Here is a 22,211-nt window from a genome sequence, read left to right as displayed (position 1 = left end):
GATATGTAGGTCCCAAAAGTTTTTTCGTGAATTGAAGTTCCCAGAGCTAGTTCGTGCAAACATGCATTGCATAATGCCCTCAACATGACTGTCGATCTCTCCGGCATTCCGCCCTGGTCTTCTTAGTGCGAGCTGTGCGTCATCTGTCCGGGATGGACGATCGACTTCAGCGTGGTCGGCGCGGGCTTGTTGATGATGGGCTGGTCAGCTTCGTCGAGGGCGTAGTGATCAGTGCACAGGCGATCCAGGTCGACCGCTCCACTGGCTACCAGGTGGATGGCTGTGGGCCACGTGTTGTTGTAACGGAAAATCCCGGTCACGTTGATTTCGTGCGCGGTGATGAATCCAACCGGCAGTGACATGTCATCGTCACCCATACCAATCAGCACTGCGGTGCCGCCAGACGCCAGGCGCATGATGCCGTCCTGCACAGCTGCAGTGACGCCCGTCGCGTCAATGAACGCGTCAAAGTGTTGACCATCTAGTGCCGGGTCACCTGGCTCAACAGCCTGGGTTGCTCCCAGCGACAGTGCCAAATCGCGCCGACCTTCAACAGGATCACTGACGACCACCTCGGCAGCGCCAAATGCCCGCGCAACCTGGATGACGATCGCACCGATCGGACCTGCGCCGGCAACAAAGACGCGGTCACCCACTTTCACGTGGGCTTTGCGGATTCCGGCAATACCCACGCTCAGGGGTTCCATCAAGGCTGCCGCATCCCACGAAATGGAGTCGGGAACCTCGTAGGCGAAATCGGACTGAATCAGGACATATTCGCAAAAGGCTCCGTCAATGGGCGGCGTCGCGTAGAACTCGATATCGGGGCACAGGTTGTATTCTCCGCGCTTGCAGTATTCGCACACTCGGCAGCACCGTTGCGGCTCGATGGAAACGCGCTGGCCAATGCGGGCCGGATCCACGTCATCGCCCACGGCCACAATCTCTCCGGAAGCTTCGTGCCCCAGGATCATCGGCTCGTTCACCACAAAGTCACCGATGCGGCCCTTGTGGTAGTAGTGCACATCCGAGCCGCACGCCCCCACCGACTCCACGCGAATCAGCACCTGGTCCGCATCCGGTGTCGGCACCGGTCGTTCCTCCATCTCAATGAGACCCTGGCGAATCAGGACGCTGGCTTTCATGGTCTGTGGAATCTGCGTCATCACTGTGCCTTTCCTGCGCGTTCCATCACGCGCGCTGCTTGACGGGCGGCGCCCAACGCTACGTATTCTCCCGACTTGGGTACCGTAACTGTTGCGCCGAGGAATTCTTCGGCCAGTTCGAGGACGGCGCGCGATTTCGCTCCGCCGCCGACCATGACCACGTGTTCGAGCTTCACATCCAGTGCGCGCACCGCATCCAGAGCGAACTTCATCAAGTTCAGCAGTCCTTCCACCGTTGCGCGCGCCACGTGAGCGCGATCCGAGTTCTTCAGAGTCATGCCCTTCAGCTCAGCCGTAGCATCAGGCAGGTTCGGGGTGCGCTCGCCCTCGAAATAGGGCACTAAAGTCAATCCCGCGGCATCGTCCACACTCAAGGCAAGATTATCAAACTCGTCGTAACCCGCATCGATCACCGCCATCATTGCGTCGATGATGCGCGAGGCATTGAGCGTGCACGCCAATGGCAGCCAGTTTCCCGTAGCGTCGGCAAAACCGGTCACCAGTCCTGAATGGTCAGCAACCGGGTGATCTGACACGGCGGCAACAACTCCGGATGTGCCCAGTGACAGCAGAGCCTGACCGGGTTTGAGGTCGACACCCAGCGCTGACCCCGCATTGTCTCCACACCCTGGTCCCAGCATGATCTCACCCCAGCCTCGCGACTCATCACCACGTCCGGCCACGTCCCATGGTCCGAGGATTTTCGGCAAGATGATGGATCGTGCGACGTCCTTGTCGATGCGCAACGCGTGGGCAAGGATGTCGCGGCGGTAGGTTGGCGTAGCGCGGTCCATGTAACCGGTACCCGACGCATCGGAGCGGTCCGTGCGCAGATCCTCCAGTCGACCGGTTCCCATGATTTTCCACGTCAGCCAGTCGTGCGGCAGGCAAATAGCTGCAATACGGCGCGCGTTCTCAGGTTCGTGGTCTGCCAGCCAGCGCAGCTTCGTCACGGTCAGTGAGGCGACGGGCACTGATCCGGTGGCATCAGCCCACCACGCGGCACCGGCTTCCTCGTCACCCTCGCCGTATTCGGCAATAAGGTCACGAGCAGCGTCGGCTGAACGCGTGTCGTTCCACAGCAGGGCGGGTCGGATGACTTCTCCATCTTTGTCCAGGCACACCATGCCGTGCTGCTGTCCGCCCACGGATAGCGCCACCACGTCCTCCAGGCCACCTGCTGCTTTGACGGCCTCGTTGAACGCGTCCCACCAAGCCTGCGGGTCCACTTCCGTGCCGTCAGGGTGCGTCGCTTTACCTTCCCGCACGACCGTTCCGCGCAGGGCATCCACGATGACAACTTTGCATGATTGGGTCGACGTATCCACGCCCGCAACGTACGGTCCATACATCGTCATGTTCAGCTCCTTGTTCCATGTTGAATAATTTCACGCTGCTTGGAAGAGGCGTGGCGTGCACGAGAACCCCATTGTGTTTCGTTACTAAACAAAATAGCGGGGTGAGCGAGTATAGTCAACCCATAAGGCCACGTCGCGACGCTGACACATAACCAGAATGTGAGAGAACAATGACCCGAGCACATAAGTCCTCATCACGCCTCACCTCTCTGCCGCGCAGTGCCCACACATCCTCACGTGGCAACGGCGGCGTCAAAGCTCAGTCGTTGCGCGCCATGAATCTCGCCCTCGTCTTTCGCTATATCCTGGCCGATCCCGGAGCAGTCACCCGCGCCTCGGTCGCGGCGACAACTGGCATTACGCGAGCAACAGTCTCCCGCCTGGTGGACGAGCTCATCTCGGCTCACCTGGTCACCGAACTCGACCCGTCAACTGATGCTCGACGAGGCAGGCCAGCGGTGCGCCTGACCCCGCGGGAAAGATATGCGACCGCACTGGGATTGGAAGTCAACGTCTCCTACCTGGCTGCACGCATCGTGGACCTGTCAGGGCAGATCGTGGCAGAAGGCGTGCAGGAAGGCGACTTTTCAGACTCAGATCCGCAGCAGACCATGCGCGCTCTGGGGGAGCTCGCTGACCGGGTAAAAGCGCAAGCCGATGCCGCGACAGAAGGCGACACACTGTTTCTTGGAACCGGGTTGGCCGTGCCCGGCATAGTTTCCGCTCAGGCTGTGATCCTCGCTCCCAACCTGGGGTGGCGTGACCTGCCGTTACACACGCTGCTCGCACCGCTGTCCCACCTGGGTGTCGTCACCGTCGCGAACGAGGCCGACCTGGCAGCGTGGGCCGTAGCATGTCCGCAACCTGGTGTCCCATCAGGGCCGCCCTCGTTCGTTTACGTGTCCGGTGAAGTCGGTATTGGCGCAGGCATCATCATTGACCACGCTCTCCTGCCCGGTTCGCACGGATGGGCAGGCGAAATCGGACATATTTCCACCGACCCTGCCGGCCCGACATGCAGATGCGGCGCGACGGGATGCCTGGAAGCCTACATCGGCCAGCGCGCACTGGTAGAGCGCGCAGGTCTGGCACGCGGCGCGACAAATGTCGATGTTGTCGCTGCTGCTCAAGCTGGCAACGCTGCTGCCCGCGTTGCATTGGACGAGGGTGGCGCCGCTCTGGGGCGCACACTGTCTGCCGTCATCAACATGCTCGACATTCCTTTGGTGGTGTTGGGCGGCTCCGTCGCTGACATTGGCTCTGAACTGCGCGAACGGGCACTGCCTGAATTGCGCACACGGGTCCTCCACTCTGCCGGCAGCCCCTCTGAAATCCGCATTGCCGAGCACTCTGCTTCACTTGCCACGATCGGCGCTGCACACCGAGTCCTACAGCACCTCGTCGATGATCCGATGGCGTGGACAGCACGCGTGGAACGGTCGCAGGAAAGTGCCTGACGGCCATAGCGATGAAGTCTTTACGCCGACCGTCGCCTCTGGGTGGACGCAAGCCACACCAGAGTGATCTGGCGTACTTTGCCACCGATGATCCTCTGGCTCTTGACGATGTACTACCTGGTCCGCACTGCGTTGGAGCTGAACTGACGCTCCTGATCGTCGGAATCAATCCGGGGTTGTGGACTGCGGCCGTTAATGCACCGTTCGCGCGACCGGGTAACCGCTTTTGGCCCTCTCTCGCTCGAGCGGGCCTGACTGACTATGAGATCGATGCGTCCTGCGGCCTCGGCGCCGAAGATGAGGAACATATTCTGTCACGCGGAATCGGCATCACGAACCTGGTCGGCAGGCCCACTGCACGCGCAGATGAATTGAGCCGCGATGAACTGCGCGAGGGCGCTGCCCACTTGGTGACTCGGGTTGGCGACCTGAATCCACGCGCCGTTGCCATCGCCGGAATTACCGCGTACCGCACGGCGTTCAGGCAACCTCACGCGAAGCTCGGGCAGCAAGATGCTGACACGATTGACAACTGGCCGCGCGGCATATCCCTGTGGGTTGTTCCCCAGCCAAGCGGCCTGAACGCACACGAAAATATCGACTCGTTGGCCGACAAGTGGCGTCAGGTGTGGGCAGATGCCACTCGGCCCGAGTGACCGGCGGGCTGGGCCGCTCCGGGACACACTTTCTGCGTGGTAGTCCCGTCATAGCCGCTCATCCCCCAACTGGGTGCTGAGGACCGCTCGCGTCTTACTGCGTGCGTTGGGCGCGCCACCGGTCAAATTCGTCGGCTGTGGCATATGAGTACTGGGTGCCGCGTTTGAGCACCGACATTGCCGCATAGCTGTTGGCGTACTCCAGAGCCTTCGCAATTGCATCGCCGTGGACGATCCGGTGCGCAAAGGCTCCGATAAACGCGTCCCCTGCTCCAGTCGTATCCACCGGATCCACACGGAGTGCGTCAATACGCTGACTGACAACGCGCAAGCCGCCTTCGTTGGTGCGCGTGAACCACCACGCCCCGCGTGACCCGAGCGTGACGATGACGTGTCGGCATCCGTGTTCAACGAGGGTGCGCGCCGCAGCCTCAACACCTTCATCACTGTCACATGGCATGCCGGTCAGCAGTGTCAGTTCACTTTCGTTAGGCATGAGGTAGGTGCAGCGCCGCGCCCAGTCAAAGTTGAAATCAGGGCTGGCGGGAGCAGGATTGAGCAGCACGGGTACACCGACCTGTTCGCCAAGCGCTATCGCCGCATAGACCGTATCCAGACGGATTTCTAATTGGCAGACGATCAGTGCGCACTGTGCAATCTGCTCGCGGCAGGCCTCCACGTCCTCAGGAGTCAGGTCGTTATTGGCGCCTTTGACAATCAGGATGGAGTTGCGCGAGTGTGGATCGACAAAGATCGGCGCCACACCCGACGTGCCGTGCGCACGCTTGACGTGGTCTGTGTCGATGCCGTTATTGCGGTAGTTTTCTACCGTCATGTCGGCAAAAATGTCATCACCTACGCAGGTCACCATCAGGACACGCGATCCCAGGCGCGCAGCGGCCACCGCCTGATTCGACCCCTTGCCACCGCACCCCAGCTGGAACGAAGGCGCTTCGAGTGTCTCCCCTTCGGTGGGCATGCGATCGATGTAGGTAATGAGGTCGACATTGTTCGACCCGATCACTGCAATATCCATGATGCCTCCTTGTGAGCGGGGACTATCGCATGGCATCCATAATACGAACCGCATCCAGCACGGGCATGTACGGCAACGGGTCAACACCTGATTCGAGGACATAGGTGGTCAGTTGGTCGCGCACCGTTGCCACCAGCTCATCACGTACCCACGGCTTGGCGATGTAATAGTCCAGACTGGCTTCATTCAAGGCGCGGATCGTGTCGCTTTGATCGGCCTGGCCGGTCACCAGGACGCGCCGCGTATTGACCGTGGAGGGCTCATCCATCATGTCGATCAGGAAGTCCACGCCGTTTCGTCCGGGAAGACGGTGGTCAGCCAGGACCAGCGCAAGCTCATCGCCGTCTTCGTCAATGCTGCGGATCGCCTGCCATGCATCGTCAACATCTTCGGCAGTCTCCAGTCGCAGCGTGTCCCAGAACTCGTCACAGTCGCGTTCCAGAGCGTCACGCACTTCCGCTTCATCTTCCAGTATGAGAACAGCTAACGTCATGATCTCTCCTTGTGTTCACTGTGGGTAGGGCCGCCCTCGTGGTCGGCAGCTTTCGGCAGACGTATCGTGACCTGTGTGCGTCCGGGCTGAGATGCCACGTTGATGGTGCCGCCTGCGTCTGTGATAATCGACCGGCAGATCGACATCCCCATGCCCAGACCGTAACGAACGCGGCCCGATTTGGTGGTGAAATGCGGCTCGAACATTTTTGCCAGCACGCTGGCGGGAATCCCCGGCCCGTTATCCACGATGTCGACCACCACATCCGGCCCTGCTGTGCGCGCACTGACCGTGATACTCGGTGGCTCATCTCCGCGCGCCGGCTGGGCGTAGGCATCGGCTTCGTCCTCGTCTTCGAATGCTTCAGCCGCGTTGACCAACACATTCGTCCACACTTGTTCGAGTTTGGCCGGATGACCCACCACGAGCGGCTCGCCCTCGAAATCACGGAGCACCTCGACGTGGCGTAGGCGGTGCGCCGTCAGACGCAATACGTCCTCGATCCCTTCACGCACGTCAACGATGCGCGCATCGGTACCATCAGGCCGCGCGTAGCCCTTCAGGGAATCGGTCAACTGCACTACGCGCCCTGCCGCCACCGTCAGCGAGCGCAGCGAGGATCCGATCTGCGCGCCGGTCTCCACCATCGTCATATACGAGGGAGGCGCTGACGCCGCAACAAGAGGTCGCGCAGTTGCCACATCGTGTACTCCTGCTCGCACCAGGCGGCGAGCGACCTGGCGGCTGACTTTCAGTTCCGACATGAATTCGCTGACCAGTCGGCGTTCATCGGCGGTGGAACGCGGATGTGCGTCGAGCGCGCGGGTCATGGCTTCATGAGCGGCGCGCAGCTTGTCACTGGGGTCATGGTCCGCGTAGGCACTGTCCATCAGCGTTGTGATGTCGTCACGCAAATGGTCGGCAGCCCGGTCCACCGCGGTGATCGGATTGTTCAGTTCGTGCGCGATGCCGGCGCTGAGTTCACCGAGCATGGCGTAACGGGCTCGCTCCACAAGTTCTGCGCGCGTGTGCCGCAGGTCGTCAACCAGGACGCGGTTTTCGATGTGCAGATATTCTGCGCGCACGAGGCGGCGGGCCAGGGATTGAATGGCGAGGGCAGCCAACGTCGCCGCCATCGGAGGATCTTCAGCGATGACCAGCTGGAGTTGTTCATTGGTCAGGCGCACCACCTTGACCGGCGTGGTGGTCGTCGACGTGAAGAATGCGTTTTCGCCGCGCGCCAGGGACACCAACCCGATCAGAGGTCCCGATGTGGCATGGTGCAGCAGAATGTCACCCTGGTCGGAATCGCGGTGCAGGGCAACGTGACCGTCGAGTACCAGGTGCACAGCGCGCACGGGCTGACCCTGCGTGGTCAGATCGGTATGAGGGCCAACCTCCAGGATGGGGCGCGGCCCCAGGACTCGTTCAGCCCCGGCCAGAAGGTCATTCAGTACTTCCCGTTCACTGTGGTCAAGGCCAAAGAGCACAGGGCCTCGCACGGCATTGTCGGGAACAGGGCCGGCGATTCGTTCACGTTCGGCCTCGTTCATTTCATAGCGCAACAGCAGCCGCGTGATCGCACCGTAGCTTTGCGCCACCAGCGTCGGAAGGGTCCACGGCACGGAGATGACAGATGCCAGCAGCCCCGAGGCCAGGGCGCGGCTCATGTCGGTGTGCGTGCGGCTGCGCGTCACCACCACCCATTCATTGTGCTGCGTGCACGGGTATGCCTTCAGTGCCTCGAAGGCGCGGTCAAGAGAGCCGACCTCGCTGGTGACAAATCCCAGGACGAGGCGCGTACGGCTGCGCGCCAGGTATGCGCATTCGGCGTCAATGCCGTCGATGTCGGCCATTGAGCGAACCTCGATATGGCTGAAAGCACCCGTTAAGTCCTCAACCAGTGTCGCGGCAATCCCGTCCGACCCGTCGCCTATCACCAGGATGGCGCAGGCATCTGCGTGCCGCGGATGGAGTGCGGATGGGGTGCCCTCGTCAATCACCTACAGCACCCCCAGTACGCGCCACGTGAGCGGAGCGACGAAGGCGAGCAGAAGGACGCCACTGATGCCGACAACCATGCCGACTTTGACCATTTCGGGGGTGGGTGTCGTGCCTGTCGAATATGCGATGGCGTTGGGTGGGGTGGAGATCGGCAGGCACATTCCCAGCGAGCATCCCAGAGCCAGGACAACCGCGATCTGGCTCGGGGACGTGCTGACCGTTGCTGCCAGCCCCATCCCCATCGGGATGAGTAAGTTGGCGGACGCGGAGTGGGAGATAACGTTCGAGGTCACCCAGCCCACTGCTGCCAGAGTCAGCAAGAGTAACGCCATCGGGATTGCCTGCCAGGAGATTGAGCCGATGAACCACTCGTCCAGGCCGGTTGCTCCCACTCCCGCTCCCAGGGCGATACCGCCTGCGACCAGCCACAGTACTGGCCAGTCGAGTTTCTTGACGTCGTCGCCGCCCATGACACCCAGGATCATCAGACCGGCGACAGGGATGAAGCCCACTGTGTTGGAGGAAATGTGGTGGAGCGATTCAGTCATCCACAGGCCGATCGTGATCATGGCGACCACGTAGAACATGATGGCTTTCGGGGTGCGCTCGAAGGTTGCGGATGTGTCGACGTCGAACTTGACGTCGGAGGGGATATATCGCCAGACGATGAACAGCCAGGCGATGACCAGTACAACAAGCATGAGCGGAACTGCGGCCAGCATCCAGTCAATGAATGTGACGTGGATGCCGTGGTTTTGAAGGGCGCCCAGAGCGATGGCATTGGGAGGGGTGCCCACAGGTGTTCCCATGCCACCGACATTGGCGGCCACCGGCACCGACAACGCAAGGCCGGTTCTCGCGCGTCCCTTCGGCAAGGCTGTAATCACCGGCATCATGACAGCGAACATGGTGGCGGTGGTGGCGGTGTTCGACATGAACATGCTCATCAGCGCGGTAATCATCATGACCCCCATGACGGTCATGCGCGCATTACGCAGGAAGGGTTTGAGCATGAGAGCGGAGAGCGCTTTATCAAGGTTGTATTTGGCGGCTCCGTCGGCGAGCATAAATCCGCCCATGAACAAAATGATGACGGGGTTGGCCAATGAGCCGAAGATGGCGGTTGCGGCGGGCGCTTCTTCCGAGACGCTGAGCACTGCCTGGTTGGAGATCAGGAGTACTTCCATCAAGATGACGCCAACTGCCGTTGCGGCCAGCGGGATAGCTTCGGTGACCCACAGTGCGATGGCTGCAATGAAAATGCCGAACATGCGTGAGCCGCTCGCATCAAGACCGGGCAGCTGGACGAACAGGAATGTCACAAGGGCAGCGGCCGCGATGATGCGGCCGACGAGTTTGCTGCGGGTCAGGGTTGCGGGGCGCCCTGATTCGGGGCGCGGTGAACGCCTCGGGCGTTGCCTGGCGTGTGCCTGTTTTCGTGTGCCACGCGAACGCTTCGACGTCGAAGTTGGCGTGGCTGGGTTGGGCTGGGTGTGGGTGTGAGCCGCGTCAGGATGCGGCGTGTCAGCGTGCGGCATGTCATCGGACGGGGGTCGCGTCATTGCGTCTATACCTCCGCACCTACTTTATGAAGTGGTTCACACACCAGGATCCGACGAAAGTCCCATGCCGTCAGAGACAGACGCCAAGCGCCGGGCAGCGGATGGCCGGCAGTGAGTGGGGATGCATGGCCGCGGGTTCTGCTGGACTGAGGCGGGGTGGGGGCTTCGGCTGGCGGGCGGTGGGCGATAGGTACGCGGCAGACTTTCCACACGATGAGGCATCGGAGCTCCTGCATGAGGGTTGCGTCGAGCCCCTCAAGCTGGTACCCCGTCAGATCCTCAAACATGAGTCGCGTCGGAACGCGTCCGTGTCGACTGATACCGAGCTGTGACCTGTGTTGCCTTTTTTCTAGCCCAATGTGCGGTAGCGTTGATGTCGCAGTCGTTATGTTCCGCTTTGCGGTGGGCATGAAACTGTGTCGGTCTCAACCGGGATCGAGGTTTTTCCCCTGCGCAGGGGCTTTTGTAGACAGGACAGCGCTTTCATGACCACTGGTGTCGTTAAATGGTTCAACGCGGACAAAGGCTACGGCTTCATCACTCCCGATGACGGATCTGCTGACGTGTTCGCTCACTACTCACAAATCGAGGCGTCAGGCTTCCGCACTCTCAACGAGGGTGAGAAGGTTGACTTTGAGGTCTCGCAGGGCCCGAAGGGTCTGCAGGCCGAGCACATCAAACGCGTCGAGGAGTAAGGCCGACAGGCCTTCATCTCAAACCTCCACGTCAATCCGGGTGATATTCGGGTTGGCTGGAGGTTTTTGTGTATTTTCGGTTGATGCCGAAACGTTGGCATGAACCGAAGCCTGGGCGCTGAATGGACCAAAAAGTGCGACGATGCTCCACCATGGCGACGCGTCTTCAATTCTCGGAGGGCGTGACCACCCCGCTTATTCGAAAGGTTCGGTGAAATCACCATGGCTGATTTCTTCTCCGCACAACGTGTCACAAACCGTGTGACCGCTATTCGCACATTGACTGGTGAACTCCTCTACCTGGTGGAGGGTGCTACGCGCGCTGCTCTCATCGATTCGTCATTGGGAATACGAGGCCTGCGAGCTTTCGTCGAACGTCTGACGAAAAAGCCGATCGTGACCATCTTGACTCATGGCCATGTCGATCATGCAATGGGCGGTCCAGAGTTTGACAACGTTTACATGAATTCTCTGGAGGTGCCGGTATACGACGAAATGGCAGTCCTGAAAGTTCGCCGTGAATACATCGACTTGTCTGTCGGTGATGCATCACCGCGAATGAACGACTCTGATTTTGTGCCACCTCACCCCTTGAACTTCGAAGATCTCACCGACGGTCAGATCTTCGACTTGGGCGGAATATGCGTGGAAGCCCTTCACTTCCCCGGGCACACTCCCGGCATGACTGCGATTCTTATCCCAGAAGAAAGAATCCTCATCACCGGCGACGCCTGCAACCAGCGCACCTTTCTGTGGGACCACAATTCAACGTCTGTGGAAGAATACCGCGACCGTGTGCTGAGCATGAAAGAGCGCACTGCAGATTCCTACGACCGGCTTTTCATTTCCCATATGACCATGGACATGCCGTTAAGCCTGTTCGATGAAGCCATCGAGTTGTGTGACCAGGTGCTGAACAAGGATGTTGATGACGTGCCCTTCGAGTTCATGGGCTCCAGCGCTCTGATTGCCAAGCGTTTCGACGAAAGCCAAGCCCGACTGGATGGAAAATCCTTCAATCTCGTCTACTCCAAAGATCGGATGTGGCGTCAGCAAATCAAGTGACGTTGTCAGCAGTCTGAACGCTTCACGACAGAGGTATCCCTGCACTGCGACGCAGGAACCTTTCCAGTATGTGTACGCCATTTAGCAAGAATCAGTCTCGTCAGCATCAGCTACGCCAACGGGGACTCGATCTACCACACGCTACCACGTGGCCCTGTGAGCACGCGTTCATTACTGTGATCAACTCAACCAGCATCGGTGCTGATAACGGGAGATAATGGAAGTGCATTGATCCACGGGGAAGAATCTGCCCCACCGGATTGAACACAATGCCGTGCGGGTGCACGGTGTGTGTCATCGGGTCTCCTGCATGGCCGACGAAGATAAACAGGAGAGACCATGACATCAACTCAATCGTATGCAATTGCACAGCCTGCCCTGACGCTTCAGCTGTCAGCACCGGCTCAGTATCGCATCTTTGTTGTTGCTCTTGTGATCAGCTTGGTCGCCCTCGTTGCCGGAATTGCCGCCGCTTCACCAGTTATCACACTGATTGCCGGACTGTGCACTCTGGCTCTGGGAGTACACGCACTGTTCACGCGTGTTCTTGATACCCAGGACTGACTGATCCCGATCGCGTCCAGCTGACGCGGCTTCACCTAGGCGATACCTTTCGGTATCGCCTTTTGCTTTGCTCGGGTGAGCATGCAGCATTCCAATAAGGGTGCGATGCCAGGTTGCGACCAGGTCCTGCGACCATGTGCCATCCACCGCGATGAGACATAGCGAGGACGGCCATACGCAACACCACATCTAGCAGTGCCGCGCACAGCCGCCCTCGTCAATGAAAAAGATCAGCGCACGGGAAGACCGGCGTCACTCTTCACGCTGGAACGACATCGTCGCCTCATAGGTCTTCTCACTGGGCCAGCGAGACGTGATCGCCTTGGCGCGCGTGTAGAAACGGACACCTTCCGGACCGTGGATGTGGGTATCGCCCAGCAGCGAATCCTTCCACCCACCGAAGGAGTAGTACGCAACAGGTGTCGGGATCGGGACGTTCACGCCCACCATGCCAGCCTCAACATCGAGTGTGAAGCGACGTGCGACGCCGCCGTCGTTAGTGAAGATTGCTGAACCGTTGCCGAAGGGGCTGGAGTTCACGATCTTCATCGCTTCCTCGTAGGTGTCGGCATGGACGATTGCCAGGACAGGTCCAAAAACTTCCTCGGTGTACACCGGCGCATCCAGCGGAACATCATCGATAATGGTCGGTCCCACGAAGTGACCACCCTCGTACCCCTCGATGACCAGGTCACGGCCATCGCGCACGATTGTGGCGCCGCGCTTTTCCGCATCGTCGATCAGGCCAACGATGCGTTCCTTTGCCTTGGCGGAGATGACCGGGCCCATTTCGACGCCCTCATCCATGCCGTAGCCAACCTTGATTGCATCGGCGTGCTTCTTGACCATCTCGGCCAGTTTCGGGCCGATTCCACCGACGGCGACAACAACCGGCAGCGCCATGCAGCGTTCGCCGGCCGCACCGAAGGCTGAGGCGGAGATGTGCTGTGCAGCGAAGTCCAGATCTGCGTCGGGCATCACGATCGCGTGGTTGTTGGCGCCGCCCAGTGCCTGGACGCGCTTGCCGTGGGTCACACCGGTGTCCTGCACGATGTGTGCCACCGGGGTTGATCCAACGAATGAGATCGCGTTGATTCCGGGGTGCTTGAGGATTGACTGCACCATGTCGCGGTTGCCGGACACGACGTTGAACACGCCGTCAGGCAGGCCCGCCTCCTTGTAGAGGCGTGCGGTCAGCAGTGCTGCCGACGGAGTCGGCGAGGCGGGCTTCAAGATGAAGGCGTTGCCTGTAGCGATCGCCAGCGGGTGCATCCACATGGGAACCATCGCCGGGAAGTTGAAGGGGCAGATGCCTGCTACTACGCCCACAGGCTGACGGGTGGTGAAGATGTCCACGCCGGTTGATACGTTGACGGAATGCTCACCCTTGAGTGCGACGTTGATGGCGGTGGCAAAGTCGAGGGTTTCGCGTCCACGCTGAATTTCACCGATTGCGTCGGAGTAGTTCTTGCCGTGCTCTTCAACGATCAGCTTGGCCATTTCATCCTGGTGATCCAGGACGAGTTGACGCATCTTGAACATGATCGCGGTGCGCTTGGCGAGTGACGTTGCTGCCCACTCTTTTTGCGCCTCGGTTGCAACCTCAACTGCGTGGTTGAGGTCGTCATCACTTGCCAGGAGCAGCTGGCTGACCACCTCACCGGTGCCTGGATTTTCGACATCGAGAGTCTTGACCGGCGTGCCTTCGTATTCGGCACCACCAATCCAGTGCTTAATTGTATTCACCTGTGACAGCTCCTTCGTCATTGTCATCGTTCGCGACCACTGTCATGGCCACACTTCCCGCGCCCGTGCCACCTCGTATTCCCTTGTTTCGATGAGGACGAGGGTGGCCTGCGCACTCACCACCTAGTATAACCACGCAGTCACACTTTGTCAGTACAAATTATGGGAGGATGTGTGATTGCCGTTCTGCCTCATCACACACTCTTGACTGTGCCATCGCTGCGACGCAGCGGCTCGCGAACTCATTTGGCATACCAAACAGCCCACGAACCATTTAATCAAGTTCATGGGCTGTCTGGTATGCACGTTGGCTCGGTTTGTTGACCTCACCCGGCGTGCCACCGGGGCGATGCCGGATCAGGCCTGCGCGAGCGCGTCGATGATGTAGTTGTTGATGGTGGCCTTGACGCATTCGAGGTGGTCAGAGCGCACCGCCTTCATCAGGTCAGCCTGCGGCACATCGAGGGCATGCTCTTCCAGGCTGGCAAGGGTTGCCGACCCGTCCTCAACTGTCGCACCGATTCCAGAATCGAATGACCCGTATCGGGTGGAGACCAGTTCTTCAATGAATCGATCCTCGTGCATCTTGGCGGCGACCAGCAGGCCTGCGGCATACGTATCCATGCCGACGATGTGGCCCAGGTACAGGTCTTCGGCGGTGAACGAGGTACGTCGCGGCTTGGCATCAAAGTTCAGTCCACCGCGCGGCCCGATCTGCCCCTCGTCGACGATTTCCCACATCACTGCAGTGGTTTCGTACAGGTCAGATGGGAATTCATCGATGTCCCAGCCAATGAGCTTGTCACCTTGGTTGGCATCGAGCGAGCCGAGCATTCCGGCGGCACGCGCCACGCGGATCTCGTGCTGGTAGGTGTGTCCGGCCAGGTTCGCGTGGTTACCTTCCAGATTGAGCTTGAAGTGACCGGCCAGGTCGTAGGTCTGCAGGAATGCGATCGACGTGGCAGCATCGAAGTCGTACTGGTGCGTCGTCGGTTCCTTGGGCTTGGGTTCGATGAGGAACTGTGCGTCCAGGCCGATCTCCTTGGCGTAGTCCACGCACATGTGGAAGAAGCGGGCGATGTGATCCTGTTCGCGCTTGAGATCGGTGTTCCACAGATTCTCGTATCCTTCGCGCCCGCCCCAGAAGACGTAATTTTCCGCGCCCAGTCGCTTCGCGATTTCCAGAGAGTGCTTGAGCTGGCCGGCTGAGTACGCATAGATGTCCGCGAACGGCGAGGTGGCAGCGCCGGACAGGAACCGCGGGTTAGTGAACAGGCTCGAGGTATTCCACAGCAGTTTCATGCCGGTGTCGCGCTGGAGCTGTTCGATCCGGTCGACGACCTTATCCAGGTTTTTGTTGCTCTCACGCAGGGTGTCACCCTCGGGAGCGAGGTCGCGATCGTGGAAGCAGAAGTACTGCACACCGAGCTTGGTGTAGAAGTCGAATGCGTAGTCCACTTTTGCCAGTGCCAGTTCCATCGGATCGGTATAGCGGTCGAAGGGACGCTGAGCGGTTCCATCTCCGAACGGGTCAACCAAGCGCTGGTTGAATGTGTGCCAGTATGCCACGCCAAAGCGCAGCCATTCTGCCATTGTCTTTCCGGCAACGACGCGGTCTGGCTGGTAGTACCTGAATCCCATGCCCGCTTTCGGATCGTCGGTCCCGACGAAGGGGATAGGACCGTTTGACCACAATTCACTCATAGTAAAGACACCTCCATGTGCACGTACGCAGCTCTGTCGCCACATCACTTCAATTTGTTAATCACTAAAACAATATAGAGCATGAAGGCCTCTGTCAAGGCGGACACCATCGGCTTTCCGCGCTCCGCACCGACCAACCTCGCATGTCATAACAAATATTCGTTTGTCCTCAGGTGATACGATTCGCTCAATGACATGAACCCATCATGAGACGATCTGAAGGAACCCACAATGGCCAGTGACCAAGGAAATCTCGACGAACCCTTTGAGCTGTCAATCGATCTGGACCGTACCAGTTCAACGCCCCTGTACACCCAGATCGCCGAACCTCTCGAACATCTCATCTCCACCGGCACCCTCCTACCCGGCAGACTGATCGAAGATGAAATCTCCATGGCATGCCGCCTGTCCGTTTCCCGCCCCACCGCGCGCCGCGCACTCCAGGAACTCGTCTCCCGTGGCCTAGTGACCCGCCGGCGTGGCGTCGGCACACGCGTCACCCCCAAACACGTCCGCCGCCCCCTCGCCCTGACCTCCCTCAACGACGACCTGACAAAAGCCGGCTTCACCCCACGCACCGAAGTGCTGCGCTATGAAGTTCTCCTGGCCGACGAGGATGACGCCGCCAAACTCGGATGCACCGTCGACGAGGAAATTGTTCGCGTCACCCGCCGCCGCTGGATCGACAACAAGCCACTGGCGATCATGACGAATCTGCTGCCGGCTCGCTACGCCCCCTCATTCACAGATCTGGCGCACCAGGGCTTGTATTCATGCATCCGCGAGCGCGGCATCGAGCTGCTGTCCGCCACCCAGTCTGTCGGTGCCCGAAACGCCAGCGAGGTCGAAGCGGATCTGTTACACATAGGAACTGGAAGCTCGCTTTTGACAATGGAGCGCACGGCATATGACGGTGCGGGCGCAGCAGTTGAATACGGCCTTCACTACTACGATGCCCAGCGCTACTCCTTCAAGTTCACACTCTCATCGGAATAAACAGGCGCCGAAGAGCCCGGCCCGCTCGACGCTGCACGTGAAAGGAGCAGGGCCGTGCGCGATAATCCGTGGCGCCGTCTTGTGACATATCTACTCACGACATTCGCGATCACATGGATCTGTTGGGGCGCGACAGCACTCTTGGTCCACTTCACATCACTTCGCGCCACCGACATTCCCGCTATGGCGTTGTTTGTTCTGGGTGGATTCGGCCCGACCATCGCCGCTTGCGTGTGCCTGCCGGGTGGTTTTTCGTGGAAAAATCTCGCGCATTTTCTGACCCGTCGTGCCCCGCACGCTGCGCTTTATTTTCTCCTGTGCGCTTTGCTTGAGGTCGCCGCATTCTGGCTGTCATCACACGGATGGAGTGCACCCGCCGACTCGGCAGGCACCTCATTGATCGCCATCGTGTCCATCTTCTTGGTCGTGACGCTGGTGGCTGGCGGCAATGAAGAATGGGGCTGGCGTGGAATCATGCAGCCTCTGCTCGCGCGCCGCTTTCACAATTTCATAGCGCCAGACCTAGTAGCGGCCCTCGTTGTAGGGGCGGTATGGGCATGCTGGCATATCCCCCTGTGGTGGATCGACGGCAACCCGCATCAGGGATCCTCATTTGCGGCATTCGCACTGACCTCTTTCGCGCTCAGTGCGTGGTTGGGACTGTTGGTCGCCTTCACCAGATCAGTCCTGTGGTGCATGGTGTTCCACGGGATGGCCAATACGCTCATGACTGTGTTCCCACCGGCTGACGACATGCGCCATCACCTCGTCATTGCCGTCTGGTTCCTGCTTGCTATTCCCGCGTATTACGTGTTCCAGCGGGTGGCCCGTACCCCTTAGTTTCCTCCGGCCAGCATTGTGGTTCGAGGGCGAGCGCCCCGCATGCGCATATGCATACGCACTTCCTCAACGTCAATCATCGTCGTGTCGGTGTGACTACGGGCGGCAATATGGCGCGCATTCGTGCATTGAACATGGCGACGATCAGTCTGGTCGAATGACCGCAGCGTCGGGGTCATAGGTGTGGTGCCACGAAAAGTGTCGCGGAGTGTGCTCATCAGGTTTCACTCTCCTTCCTTGCCTTCTACCGTGCAACACTCAGCGCCGCTTGGCTACCCTCCAAACCGAAGGCAAGGGGAGATTCAGGGTAAACCCTGATGAAGTGAAGGGGTTATGCGCCCGGTTCTTCACGTCCCGTGAAGTTCGCAAAACGTGCCATATGACCCTGGAAGAGTGCGCGAATCGTCGCAGTTTCACCGTTACGGTGCTTGGCGACGATGATGTCGGCTTCACCGGGGCGTTCCTCGGAGTTGTAGTACTCCGGGCGGTGCAGCAACATGATGACGTCGGCGTCCTGCTCCAACGACCCGGATTCACGCAGGTCAGCCATCATCGGTTTCTTATCTGTTCGCTGCTCAGGCCCACGGTTCAGCTGTGCGACAGCCACGACCGGAACTTCAATATCTTTGGCGAGCAGCTTCAGCTGGCGAGACAGCGTGGACACTTCCTGCTGACGCGATTCCATCTCGCGTCCAGCTGTCATCAACTGCAGGTAGTCCACCACAACGAGGCCCAGGTTGTGCTGCTGTTTCAGTCTGCGGCACTTGGCCAGAATCTCCGTCATCGCCATGTTGGGCGAGTCGTCAATAAAGAGCGGAGCTTCGGACACTTTCGCCGTGGTGGCAGACACGCGCCTCCAGTCTTCACTGGTCATCTCACCTGCGCGCATCTTCTGCAAGAAGACGCCGGATTCTGCCGACAGCAGGCGCATGGCAATTTCGGAGCGCGACATTTCCAGTGAGAAGATCACCGATGTGACACCGTGGCGGATCGATGCCGAGCGGCAAAAGTCCAGTGCAAGTGTCGATTTACCCATTGCCGGTCGGGCGGCGACAATAATCATCTGACCGGGGTGGAGACCCTGGGTGAGTCGGTCCAGATCAGCAAACCCGGTGGGCACGCCCTTGAGCTTGTCCTTGTTGCGTTCAATTTCCTCAAGTTCGTCGAGGATGGACTCCGACACGTCCGACATCGACAGGTAATCAGTGCTCGCCTGACGTTCTGAAACAGCGTAGATTTCCGCCTGCGCCTGGTTGACGATTTCATCGACGTCGCCGCCGGCATCAGCGTAGCCGAGCTGCACAATGCGTGTACCGGCACTGACGAGGCGTCGCAGCAACGATCGCTCGCGCACAATTCGCGCATAATATCCGGCGTTCGCCGCTGTGGGGACGGCTGCAATCAGGGTGTGCAGATATGTGGCGCCTCCGACGCGCTGCAGCTCGCCGCGACGCTGTAATTCGCCGGCCACCGTGACGGCGTCGGCCGGTTCGCCTCGACCGGAAAGATCCACGATGACGTTGTGGATAGTTTCGTGAGCAGGCTTGTAATAGTCCGAGCCGCGAATCTCTTCCGTGACGTCGTTGATGGCTTCTTTCGACAGCATCATCGAGCCCAGCACAGAAATCTCCGCATCCAGATCCTGCGGTGGAACCCGGTCAAAATCTGAATCTGACGCCATCGGCCTGCCAATCCTTCCATTGCCTGCGCCCGCTCGTGCGCGCATACGCGAGGTTATCCTCTTTTTCCGCCTCACGCGAAGCTCTCAAGGATCACTTGATGTGGATAACGTGTGGATAGACTGTGGACAACTCGGCAGGTCGTCCACAGCACATGTGGATAAAGTTGGGACAGGGATCTGATCCTCACCACCATGCGAATCGCTCAAGAGGCGTTTTCATGCGGAACATCACCACCAGGTTGTCCACAGATCTATGCACAATGTGTGGACAACAAATAGGAGCGTAATCAGTGGATGAACAGAAGATGAATTCTTGCGACCCTCAAGATGAACATAAAGGTGCGGTTTCATCCGCGTCACACTCCTCTCACAGCGCCCCCACCACCCCCTCAGGGTCACTGACCCGTCAGATTCTGTCCCTCGCAATCCCGGCACTGGGAGCACTCGTCGCAGCACCCATCTTCACCCTCATCGACACCGCGATGGTGGGCCACCTTGGCACTGAAGAGCTGGCCGGCCTGGCCACCGCCACCACCATCGTCCAAACCATCGTCGGACTGTTCGTCTTTCTGGCCTATTCCACAACCGCGCTCGCTGCACAGGCACTCGGGGCCGGTGACAGCGTGCGCGCCATTCGCTCCGGTATTGAAGCAATGTGGCTGGCAGCCGGATGCGGCATTGTCACCGCATGCGGCTTGATCCTGGGCGGTCGGGCGCTCGTGGAAACCCTGGGCAATTCACCTGACGTCATGCCGCACGCGCTCGCCTACCTGCACACGGCCTCTCCCGGCCTGGTCGGAATGTTCGTTGTCCTGGCGGCCACAGGCACACTGCGCGGCCTGCTCGATACGACCACGCCGCTGTATGTTGCCGCCGGAGGTGCAGCACTCAACGTCGCCCTCAACGCGCTGTTCATCTACGGGCTGGACATGGGGATCGCCGGGTCGGGACTGGGAACCGCGCTGGCTCAGACACTGATGGCTGTCGTCCTTGTCGCCGTCATCTTGTCCAAAGCGCGAGGCCGGCACGTGTCCTTGCGGCCATCAGGAGCGGGAATCTGGAATGCGGCTCTGGACGGCGCTCCCCTGTTCGTGCGCACCGTCGCCATGAGGATCGCCACCATCGCCACCCTCATGGTTGCCACCTCCATTTCCGTCACCGCCTTGGCGGCACACCAGGTGGTCAACGCCGTGTGGATGTTCACCGCGCTGGCACTGGATGCGCTGGCCATCGCCGCGCAGGCATTGGTGGGCTTCGATCTGGGTGCCGGACGCCGCGAGCACCTGCGCACCCTGCTGCGCAAACTCACCGTGTGGGGCGCAGCTGTCGGCCTGATTCTCGCGGTACTCATCGCTGCTTCCAGCCCGTTTTTGCCTCACTTCTTCGGCTCTGACCCATCGATGCACCGCATTGCGACATGGGCGCTGATTGCCAGCGCCTGCGCCATGCCGTTGGGAGGGGTCGTGTTTTTGCTTGACGGCGTCCTGATCGGCGCGGGGCACGGCAAGACCTTGGCCTTTGGCGGTGTCTTCATGATGGTGGTCTACCTTCCGTGTCTGTGGACACTGGACCGCTGGATGGCTGCCCAACGCATTGATGACGCACTGAGCCCAGCGGATCAAGGTATAGCAATGGTGGCGCTGTGGCTGATCTTCGGTTTCGTGTTCCTGGGGGTGCGCGGCCTCGTGAACGCGTGGCGCACCTGGTGGTCACCGCGCCGCGCTATTGCCGACCTGCACTGAACATGAGCCTCCTTGCCGGCCGTCGGATGTGGCGAACTCGACCGCACAGATTCACTCCGCGGGGTAGCTAAGAGAGCCTCGAAGCGACTAAAATAGACACTCGGACCGTGTTCTGCATAAGGGACACTGTCCACGCATTACCCTCCTGTCACGGAAAGTCCGTGACCGCTAAGACCATAGGAGGTGGGTACACACGTGCGTACATATGAACTGATGGTGATCCTCGATCCAACGATCGACGAGCGCACCGTCGTCCCCATGATGGAAAAGTTCCTGGCCCCTGTGAAAGCCAGCGACGGCTCCGTCGAAAAGGTGGACGTCTGGGGCAAGCGTCGTCTTGCCTACGACATTTTGAAGCAATCTGAAGGCATCTATGTTGTCATTAACATGACAGCAACGCCTGAGGCTGCACAGGAAGCAACACGTCTGATGGGCTTGAATGAGTCCATCCTGCGCCACAAACTGATGCGCCCTGACGCACGCTGAATTAAGAGCGTTTGACCACCCACCAAAGGAGTTGACATGGCTGGAGAACCTGTCGTCACAATCGTCGGAAACCTGACCAGAGATCCCGAATTGCGTTTCACGTCATCGGGAGTAGCCGTTGCCGACTTCTCGGTGGCAATGACCCCACGCTCGTTCGACCGCAGTGCGAACGAATGGCGCGACGGAGACACACAGTTCTACCGTTGCTCCGTCTGGCGCGACGCGGCTGAGAACGTGGCCGAAACCCTGCGCAAAGGCATGCGCGTCATCGTCCAGGGTCGCCTGACTTTGCGGTCCTATGAAACGCGCGATGGCCAGCAGCGCAGTGAATTGTCCCTGCAGGTTGACGAGGTCGGCCCATCCTTGCGTTACGCAAAGGCTGAAGTGACCCGCACTCCTCGAGGCGATTCCGGCCAGGGCGGATACTCCCAGGGTGGATACCAGAGCCAGTCAGGCGCTGGCGCGCAAGGTGGTTCCGGCAGCTACCAGGGTGGATATGGTCAGCAACAAGGCAGCTACAATGCGCCCGCCGGAGGGTCCACTTCCGATCCGTGGCGCACCGAGGGAGCGTCCTCTTTCGGTGAAGAGCCGCCTTTCTAAATTCAATTGACGAGGGCGACGCTGATCTGACGCAACGCGCTTTCGCAATGCATTCTTATCGCTTCATTTTTCGTATGGGGTAATCACAGCGATTACCTGGATCCAAGGAGAACACTATGGCGAAGCCTCAACTTCGCAATAAGCCCATTAAGAAGAAGGCCAACCCGCTGAAGTCGGCCAAGATCGAATCCATTGACTACAAGGACACCGCTTTGCTGCGTAAGTTCATCTCGGACCGCGGCAAGATCCGTGCCCGCCGTGTCACTGGCGTATCCGTACAGGAACAGCGCCGCATCGCCAAGGCCGTCAAGAACGCCCGCGAGATGGCTCTGCTGCCGTACTCTTCGTCCGGTCGCTGAG

Annotated in this window: 21 protein-coding genes; 11 read left to right on the top strand and 10 right to left on the bottom strand. The window is 59.7% G+C overall.

The genetic code is table 11. From position 1 onward, the window contains the following. Nucleotides 1-122: 122 nt before the first annotated feature. Both BN3002_RS09445 and BN3002_RS09440 read right to left on the bottom strand, forming a co-directional pair. Nucleotides 123-1,166, bottom strand: coding sequence for an NAD(P)-dependent alcohol dehydrogenase (locus BN3002_RS09445; protein ID WP_058237618.1), 1,044 nt, complete (start codon nucleotides 1,164-1,166; stop codon nucleotides 123-125). Further along, on the bottom strand, nucleotides 1,166-2,524 hold the full coding sequence (locus BN3002_RS09440; RefSeq protein ID WP_058237617.1) for a xylulokinase: 1,359 nt from the start codon (nucleotides 2,522-2,524) through the stop codon (nucleotides 1,166-1,168). Before BN3002_RS09440 ends, BN3002_RS09445 begins: the two co-directional genes overlap by 1 nt. Nucleotides 2,525-2,694: 170 nt before the next feature. Between BN3002_RS09440 and BN3002_RS09435 the strand changes: the two genes are divergently transcribed. Beyond that, nucleotides 2,695-3,981, top strand: a complete 1,287-nt coding sequence (locus BN3002_RS09435) for an ROK family transcriptional regulator (protein WP_058237616.1) — start codon at nucleotides 2,695-2,697, stop codon at nucleotides 3,979-3,981. Next, complete coding sequence (locus tag BN3002_RS09430; RefSeq protein ID WP_257525603.1) at nucleotides 3,942-4,637, top strand: mismatch-specific DNA-glycosylase; 696 nt, start codon at nucleotides 3,942-3,944, stop codon at nucleotides 4,635-4,637. Before BN3002_RS09435 ends, BN3002_RS09430 begins: the two co-directional genes overlap by 40 nt. A gap of 94 nt (nucleotides 4,638-4,731) precedes the next feature. Here the strand turns inward: BN3002_RS09430 and rbsK are convergent, their stop codons facing one another. The 4 genes from rbsK to BN3002_RS09410 are packed head-to-tail and all read right to left on the bottom strand — an operon-like array spanning nucleotide 4,732 to nucleotide 9,732. Next, the gene (rbsK, locus tag BN3002_RS09425) at nucleotides 4,732-5,673 is read right to left on the bottom strand and encodes a ribokinase (RefSeq protein WP_058237614.1); all 942 of its coding nucleotides are present in this window, start codon (nucleotides 5,671-5,673) and stop codon (nucleotides 4,732-4,734) included. A gap of 22 nt (nucleotides 5,674-5,695) precedes the next feature. Then, entirely contained in the window at nucleotides 5,696-6,166 is a 471-nt protein-coding gene (locus tag BN3002_RS09420; protein ID WP_058237613.1) for a response regulator, read from the bottom strand. Continuing rightward, a complete protein-coding gene (locus BN3002_RS09415; RefSeq protein ID WP_058237612.1) occupies nucleotides 6,163-8,169 on the bottom strand; it encodes an ATP-binding protein in 2,007 nt (668 codons plus the stop codon). Before BN3002_RS09415 ends, BN3002_RS09420 begins: the two co-directional genes overlap by 4 nt. Beyond that, nucleotides 8,170-9,732 (bottom strand): SLC13 family permease, encoded by a 1,563-nt coding sequence (locus tag BN3002_RS09410; RefSeq protein ID WP_257525602.1) that lies wholly within the window; start codon nucleotides 9,730-9,732, stop codon nucleotides 8,170-8,172. A 485-nt stretch (nucleotides 9,733-10,217) separates the two neighbouring features. Between BN3002_RS09410 and BN3002_RS09400 the strand changes: the two genes are divergently transcribed. The 3 genes from BN3002_RS09400 to BN3002_RS09390 all read left to right on the top strand — a co-directional run bounded on the left by BN3002_RS09400 (nucleotide 10,218) and on the right by BN3002_RS09390 (nucleotide 12,056). After that, entirely contained in the window at nucleotides 10,218-10,427 is a 210-nt protein-coding gene (locus BN3002_RS09400; protein WP_058237610.1) for a cold-shock protein, read from the top strand. Nucleotides 10,428-10,649: 222 nt separating this feature from the next. Beyond that, a complete protein-coding gene (locus BN3002_RS09395) occupies nucleotides 10,650-11,492 on the top strand; it encodes an MBL fold metallo-hydrolase (RefSeq protein ID WP_058237609.1) in 843 nt (280 codons plus the stop codon). A 339-nt stretch (nucleotides 11,493-11,831) separates the two neighbouring features. Further along, complete coding sequence (locus tag BN3002_RS09390) at nucleotides 11,832-12,056, top strand: hypothetical protein (protein ID WP_058237608.1); 225 nt, start codon at nucleotides 11,832-11,834, stop codon at nucleotides 12,054-12,056. 252 nt (nucleotides 12,057-12,308) lie between these two features. Here the strand turns inward: BN3002_RS09390 and BN3002_RS09385 are convergent, their stop codons facing one another. Together BN3002_RS09385 and xylA are read right to left on the bottom strand one after the other, a co-directional pair. After that, nucleotides 12,309-13,802: a CoA-acylating methylmalonate-semialdehyde dehydrogenase gene (locus BN3002_RS09385; RefSeq protein ID WP_058237940.1), complete on the bottom strand. Its 1,494-nt coding sequence runs from the start codon at nucleotides 13,800-13,802 to the stop codon at nucleotides 12,309-12,311. A 357-nt stretch (nucleotides 13,803-14,159) separates the two neighbouring features. Then, nucleotides 14,160-15,506: a xylose isomerase gene (gene xylA / locus BN3002_RS09380; protein ID WP_058237607.1), complete on the bottom strand. Its 1,347-nt coding sequence runs from the start codon at nucleotides 15,504-15,506 to the stop codon at nucleotides 14,160-14,162. Nucleotides 15,507-15,737: 231 nt separating this feature from the next. Here xylA and BN3002_RS09375 point away from each other — a divergent pair, with 231 nt between their 5' ends. Further along, nucleotides 15,738-16,502, top strand: a complete 765-nt coding sequence (locus BN3002_RS09375) for a GntR family transcriptional regulator (protein ID WP_058237606.1) — start codon at nucleotides 15,738-15,740, stop codon at nucleotides 16,500-16,502. A 54-nt stretch (nucleotides 16,503-16,556) separates the two neighbouring features. Next, on the top strand, nucleotides 16,557-17,342 hold the full coding sequence (locus tag BN3002_RS09370) for a CPBP family intramembrane glutamic endopeptidase (protein WP_058237605.1): 786 nt from the start codon (nucleotides 16,557-16,559) through the stop codon (nucleotides 17,340-17,342). Here the strand turns inward: BN3002_RS09370 and BN3002_RS09365 are convergent. Together BN3002_RS09365 and dnaB are read right to left on the bottom strand one after the other, a co-directional pair. Continuing rightward, nucleotides 17,339-17,560, bottom strand: a complete 222-nt coding sequence (locus BN3002_RS09365) for a hypothetical protein (protein WP_058237604.1) — start codon at nucleotides 17,558-17,560, stop codon at nucleotides 17,339-17,341. The two genes, BN3002_RS09370 and BN3002_RS09365, sit on opposite strands and share 4 nt — an antisense overlap. Before the next feature lie 113 nt (nucleotides 17,561-17,673). Then, a complete protein-coding gene (dnaB, locus tag BN3002_RS09360; RefSeq protein WP_058237603.1) occupies nucleotides 17,674-19,023 on the bottom strand; it encodes a replicative DNA helicase in 1,350 nt (449 codons plus the stop codon). Between the two features lie 290 nt (nucleotides 19,024-19,313). Here dnaB and BN3002_RS09355 point away from each other — a divergent pair, with 290 nt between their 5' ends. From BN3002_RS09355 to rpsR, 4 genes are all read left to right on the top strand, one after another. Beyond that, nucleotides 19,314-20,765 carry an MATE family efflux transporter gene (locus BN3002_RS09355; RefSeq protein ID WP_257525601.1) on the top strand — a complete coding sequence of 484 codons (1,452 nt, stop codon included), beginning with the start codon at nucleotides 19,314-19,316 and terminating at the stop codon, nucleotides 20,763-20,765. A 195-nt stretch (nucleotides 20,766-20,960) separates the two neighbouring features. After that, complete coding sequence (gene rpsF, locus BN3002_RS09350) at nucleotides 20,961-21,251, top strand: 30S ribosomal protein S6 (RefSeq protein WP_058237602.1); 291 nt, start codon at nucleotides 20,961-20,963, stop codon at nucleotides 21,249-21,251. A 36-nt stretch (nucleotides 21,252-21,287) separates the two neighbouring features. Further along, on the top strand, nucleotides 21,288-21,851 hold the full coding sequence (locus tag BN3002_RS09345) for a single-stranded DNA-binding protein (protein ID WP_058237601.1): 564 nt from the start codon (nucleotides 21,288-21,290) through the stop codon (nucleotides 21,849-21,851). A gap of 116 nt (nucleotides 21,852-21,967) precedes the next feature. Further along, entirely contained in the window at nucleotides 21,968-22,210 is a 243-nt protein-coding gene (gene rpsR, locus BN3002_RS09340) for a 30S ribosomal protein S18 (RefSeq protein ID WP_058237600.1), read from the top strand. The last annotated feature ends 1 nt before the right edge of the window (nucleotide 22,211 follow it).

The organism is Actinomyces ihuae, assembly GCF_001457875.1.
In the GTDB taxonomy this organism is placed as follows: Bacteria; Actinomycetota; Actinomycetes; order Actinomycetales; family Actinomycetaceae; genus Pauljensenia; species Pauljensenia radingae_A.
The sequence above is the reverse complement of the archived record's forward strand: the minus strand, read 5'-3'. Positions and strand labels throughout refer to the sequence as shown.

Coding starts and splice junctions, on each gene's coding strand:
- BN3002_RS09445 (WP_058237618.1), bottom strand. CDS start 1,166: ATGACGCAGATTCCACAGACCATGAAAGCCAGCGTCCTGATTCGCCAG.
- BN3002_RS09440 (WP_058237617.1), bottom strand. CDS start 2,524: ATGACGATGTATGGACCGTACGTTGCGGGCGTGGATACGTCGACCCAA.
- BN3002_RS09435 (WP_058237616.1), top strand. CDS start 2,695: ATGACCCGAGCACATAAGTCCTCATCACGCCTCACCTCTCTGCCGCGC.
- rbsK (WP_058237614.1), bottom strand. CDS start 5,673: ATGGATATTGCAGTGATCGGGTCGAACAATGTCGACCTCATTACCTAC.
- BN3002_RS09420 (WP_058237613.1), bottom strand. CDS start 6,166: ATGACGTTAGCTGTTCTCATACTGGAAGATGAAGCGGAAGTGCGTGAC.
- BN3002_RS09410 (WP_257525602.1), bottom strand. CDS start 9,732: ATGACGCGACCCCCGTCCGATGACATGCCGCACGCTGACACGCCGCAT.
- BN3002_RS09400 (WP_058237610.1), top strand. CDS start 10,218: ATGACCACTGGTGTCGTTAAATGGTTCAACGCGGACAAAGGCTACGGC.
- BN3002_RS09395 (WP_058237609.1), top strand. CDS start 10,650: ATGGCTGATTTCTTCTCCGCACAACGTGTCACAAACCGTGTGACCGCT.
- BN3002_RS09390 (WP_058237608.1), top strand. CDS start 11,832: ATGACATCAACTCAATCGTATGCAATTGCACAGCCTGCCCTGACGCTT.
- xylA (WP_058237607.1), bottom strand. CDS start 15,506: ATGAGTGAATTGTGGTCAAACGGTCCTATCCCCTTCGTCGGGACCGAC.
- BN3002_RS09375 (WP_058237606.1), top strand. CDS start 15,738: ATGGCCAGTGACCAAGGAAATCTCGACGAACCCTTTGAGCTGTCAATC.
- BN3002_RS09365 (WP_058237604.1), bottom strand. CDS start 17,560: ATGAGCACACTCCGCGACACTTTTCGTGGCACCACACCTATGACCCCG.
- dnaB (WP_058237603.1), bottom strand. CDS start 19,023: ATGGCGTCAGATTCAGATTTTGACCGGGTTCCACCGCAGGATCTGGAT.
- BN3002_RS09345 (WP_058237601.1), top strand. CDS start 21,288: ATGGCTGGAGAACCTGTCGTCACAATCGTCGGAAACCTGACCAGAGAT.
- rpsR (WP_058237600.1), top strand. CDS start 21,968: ATGGCGAAGCCTCAACTTCGCAATAAGCCCATTAAGAAGAAGGCCAAC.